This is a genomic window from bacterium (genome assembly GCA_036524115.1).
In the GTDB taxonomy this organism is placed as follows: Bacteria; JAUVQV01; JAUVQV01; order JAUVQV01; family DATDCY01; genus DATDCY01.
Genome location: DATDCY010000283.1, coordinates 1 through 4,358, shown reverse-complemented (window position 1 = coordinate 4,358; position 4,358 = coordinate 1). Strand labels below are relative to the sequence as shown.

The window sequence follows — 4,358 nt, the reverse complement described above, 5'->3', positions numbered from 1 at the left end:
GGCCGCGAGCAGCCCGACGCCGAGGCCGAGGAGCCCGCCGAGGCTGCTGATGATCACCGACTCGATGAGGAACTGGAAGAGGACGTGCCGCTCGCGCGCCCCGATCGCCTTGCGGATGCCGATCTCGCGCGTGCGCTCGGTCACGGTGACGAGCATGATGTTCATGATGCCGATGCCGCCGACGAGCAGCGAGATCGCGGCGATCCCGCCGAGCAGGTACTTGAAGATGTCGGTGACCTCGGAGGCGCTCTTGCGGATCTCGTCCATGTTCGTGATCTGGAAGTCGTCGTCCGTCCCCTCCCGGATGCGGTGGCGGTCGCGGAGCAGGTCCGTGACCTTCTGCTGCACCCCCGCGAGCACCTGCTCGTCGGTGGTCTGGACGTCGATCTCGCGCAGGTAGGTCACGCCGAGGAGGATCTGCATCGCGGTGGTGTAGGGCACGGTGATCCGGTCGTCGGGGCTCCCCCAGCCCTCCCCCTTGGCCTTCGAGATGCCGATGACGGTGAAGTTGATCCCCTTGACCTTGATGATCTCGCCCACCGGGTCGCTCTCGCCGAAGATGTTCTTGGCCGTGGTCGGCCCGATGACCCCGACCCGCGCCATGCGGTCGACCTCGCCCTCGGTGAACATCCGGCCGCGGTCGATCTGCACGTCGCGGATCCTGAAGAAGGTGGGCGAGGTGCCGAAGATCGAGGTCCGCGTGTTCTTGTTCGCGTACTTGACCTGGTAGCTGCCCTGCACCGCGGGGGCCACCAGCGTCACGTTCTCGACCTCGCGGGCGATCGCCTGGGCGTCCTCGAGGGTCAGGTTCTGCTGCGAGCCGGTCATGACGCCGTGGGAGCCGCGTTGCCCCGGCATGACAATGAGCAGGTTCGTGCCCATCGCCGAGAAGCGGTCCAGGACCTGCTTCTGCGCCCCGCTGCCGATGGCGAGCATCGCGATCACCGCGCCGACGCCGATGATGATGCCGAGCATCGCCAGGATCGAGCGCAGCTTGTTCGCGAGCAGGCTCTTGATCCCGACCCGGAGGATGATCCAGTACAGCACCGGCTTCAGCTCCTCGGCGCCGGCGCGCCCGGCGGGGGCGGGGCGCCGGCGTCCTCCGCGATGCGCCCGTCGCGCAGGTGCACCTGGCGGTTGCAGAAGGCGGCGATCGTCGGGTCGTGCGTGACGATGACGATGGTGTGCCCTTCGCGGTTGAGGGCCTTGAACAGGGCGAGGATCTCCTGTCCCGTGCGGCTGTCGAGGTTGCCCGTCGGCTCGTCGGCGAGCAGCAGCGCGGGGTCGGTCACCAGCGCCCGGGCGACCGCGACGCGCTGGCGCTGGCCGCCGGAGAGCTGGTTCGGCTCGTGGCGCAGGCGATCGCCGAGGCCGACGCGCTGGAGGGCCGCGCGGGCGGTCTCGTAGGTGCCGGTGCGGCCGGCGTACATCAGCGGCAGTTCCACGTTCTCGATGGCGCTCATCCGCGGCAGCAGGTTGAAGGTCTGGAAGACGAAGCCGATGCGCCGGTTGCGCACGTCCGCGAGGCGGTCGCGCGACATGCGCGAGACGTCCTCGCCGGCCAGCAGGTAGCGGCCTGCGTCGGGCCGGTCGAGACAGCCGAGGATGTGCATCAGGGTGCTCTTGCCGCTGCCCGAGGGGCCGGTGATCGAGACCATCTCGCCCTCGGTGACGCCCAGGCTCACGCCGTCCAGGGCGAGGAGGGTCTCGCCCCCGAGCTCGTAGCGCTTGACGAGCCCCTCGGCCTCGATGATCCGGACGGGTTCGGCCACGGCTAGTGAATCAACGGCGGGCCCCGGCGGCCCTGGCTCTGGCCCTGCCACTTGCTGTCGCCGCCGTTGGCCACGATCACGGTCTCGCCGGCCGAGAGCCCGGAAAGGATTTCCGTGCGCTTCCCGTCGCTGATGCCCGTGGCCACCTCGCGGGACTCGGTCGTGCCGTCGGCCTTCCTGACGGTGACCGTGGCCTTGCCGGCCTTGCGCACGATCGCGTCCGACGGCGCGAGCAGGGCGTCGGCCTGCTCGGCGATCAGGACCTCGACGTTCGCGGTCATCTCCGGGCGCAGCAGGGTCCTCTCCGCGGCCGTGACCTCGATCTTGACGTCGAAGGTCACGACGTTCGAGACGTTGACCCCGCGGGGGGCGATCTGCACGACCTTGCCGGCGAAGCGCTTGCCCGGGTAGGCGTCGACCGTGACGGTCGCCGGCTGGTCGAGGGCGACCTGCCCGATGTCGCTCTCGTCGACGGCGGCGATGGCGAAGATCCGGGAGAGGTCGGAGACCACCATGGTCGTCGTCCCGCCGCCGACGTTGCTGATCCCGGAGGAGATGATCTGCCCGATCTGGACCGACCGCGAGGTGACCACGCCGTCGAGCGGGGAGACGACCTTGGTGTCGACGAGGCGCTGGCGGGCGAGGTCGAGGTTGACCTGGTCGTTCTCGACCTGGGCCTCGGCGATGCGGATCTGCTGGCGGGCCTGCTCGATGGAGCGCTCCTGGGTCTTGATCGCCTCGAGCTGCGCCTGGGCGCTCTCGAGGTCCGCGTTCGCCGAGGTCGCCGCGGTCTCGGCGGTCTCGTACTCCTCGAGGCTCGCGAGCTTCTTCTCCTTGAGATCGCGGCTGCGGTCCGCCTTGGCCCGGGCGTCCCGGGCGCGGGCCTGGGCGCCGCTGAGCGCGGCCTCGGCCTTCTGCCGGTCCGACTTGAGCGTCTGCTCGGCGATGGCCAGGCTCTCCTTGGCGTTCACCAGCCGGGCCTGGGAGGCGCGCACGGTGGCCTCGGCCTGGCGCACCGCCTGCGCCATGTCCCGGGGGTCGAGCTCGAGGAGCAGGTCGCCCTTGCGCACCCGGTCGCTGACGTCGAAGGGGAGCTTGACGATCTCGCCGCTGGCCTTGCACTTGATCTCGACGTCGAGGTTGGAGACGATCTTGCCGGTCGATGCGACCGTCTGGCGGATCGGGCCGCGCTCGATCGCGGCCGTGGCCACCGGCTTCTCGGCGGCCTTCTTCGCGTCGGCGGACTTCTTCCACCACCAGAGGCCGCCCCCGACGAGGAGCAGCACGGCGGCGAGGACGAGCCATTTCTTCACTTCTTCCTCCGGGTGCGGGTTGCGCGGGGCGGCGCCGTGGCGGGAGCGACGGCCATGCCCGCCGCCGCGAAGGCGGCGAGCTCGTCGACGAGAGCCCCCGGCTCGGGCGATGGCGCATCGAGCATGGCCTTGCCGTCGGTGTGGGAGAGCAGGTTGACGCGGGCGATCGCGCCGATGGCGAACTGCAGGCGCCAGAAGAGCGTCCGGCGCGGCAGGCCGGGGAGCGCTTCGGCGAGGGCGTCGAGGGTCGCGCGGAACGCCGGCCGCATGAACGCCGAGAAGGCCGTGCGGACCGTCGGGTCGGGGTCGAGGAACGAGCGGGCGATGAAGGCGCCGAAGCGCTCCCGCCCCTCGGAGCGCTCGCGCCCGATCACGGATTCCATCATCGTCAGGATGATGTCGCGCACCTCCGGGCGCCGCCCCGCCCCGCGGGCCGCCTCCCGCAGCTGCCGGAGCCGCGCGACGCGCGCCCGGTTCCGCGGCAGCATCCGGCGCTCGAAGACCGCCTGGAGCAGCTCCCGCTTGGAGCCGAAGTGGTAGTTCGCGGCCGCGAGGTTGACGCCGGCGCGGGCCGTGACCGCGCGCAGGGTTGTGGCCCGGAAGCCCTCGCGGGCGAAGATCTCCTCGGCGGCGTCCAGCAGCCGCTCCGGCGTCCCGTTGCCGCGCTCGATGGAATTCATACAGTTGTTTGAAACACCTGTCGGGGAATATAGCGCCGGGCGTCGCGGCCTGTCAAGCGCGAGGGGCGGCGGGCGACGGACGGCGGGCGGGTCAGGGAACGGCCGGCTCGAATACGACGATCTCGTGGCTCAGGGTGACCGCGAGGTGCTCGAGCGCGGTCGCGCGCTCGCGCCGGCCGCGCCGGCCGCCGCGGTACGTCGCCAGGAGCAGGTCGGCGAGTTGCGCGGGCGTGAAGAGGCGGCGCTCGCGCGCCGTCCGCCGGCCGCGCGGCACGAACAGCCCGGCATGCTCGTCGATGACACGTTCCACGCGGTCCTCGGCGCTCGCCGTGCCGAGGGCGGCCGCGCGCAGCTCCGCCTGGTCGTCCGCGGCCGGGAGGGCGACGATCAGGCGGCCGCCGGGGATGAGCACGCGCGCGCACTCCCGCGGGTTGCGGCGCGCGGTGACCGAGAGCGCGAGGTGCACGGAGGCGTCGGCGAGCGGCAGTTCGCGGTCGGCGTTGGCGACCAGCCAGAGGACGCCGGGGTAGCGGCGCGACGCCAGGTCGGCGGCGCGCGCGGAGAGGTCGATCCCGGCGGCGTCGAGCCCGAAG

Annotated in this window: 5 protein-coding genes; all 5 read right to left on the bottom strand. The window is 71.6% G+C overall.

Going from position 1 to position 4,358, the window contains the following annotated elements; all coding sequences use genetic code 11:
* A partial coding sequence (locus VI078_13605; GenBank protein HEY6000320.1) for an ABC transporter permease occupies positions 1-1,047 on the bottom strand: 1,047 nt, incomplete at its 3' end.
* A gap of 5 nt (positions 1,048-1,052) precedes the next feature.
* A complete protein-coding gene (locus tag VI078_13600) occupies positions 1,053-1,772 on the bottom strand; it encodes an ABC transporter ATP-binding protein (protein HEY6000319.1) in 720 nt (239 codons plus the stop codon).
* Between the two features lie 2 nt (positions 1,773-1,774).
* Entirely contained in the window at positions 1,775-3,085 is a 1,311-nt protein-coding gene (locus VI078_13595) for an efflux RND transporter periplasmic adaptor subunit (protein ID HEY6000318.1), read from the bottom strand.
* Positions 3,082-3,765: a TetR/AcrR family transcriptional regulator gene (locus tag VI078_13590; protein ID HEY6000317.1), complete on the bottom strand. Its 684-nt coding sequence runs from the start codon at positions 3,763-3,765 to the stop codon at positions 3,082-3,084. Before VI078_13590 ends, VI078_13595 begins: the two co-directional genes overlap by 4 nt.
* A gap of 91 nt (positions 3,766-3,856) precedes the next feature.
* Positions 3,857-4,358: methyltransferase domain-containing protein (locus VI078_13585; protein ID HEY6000316.1), on the bottom strand; the 502-nt coding region annotated here is incomplete at its 5' end.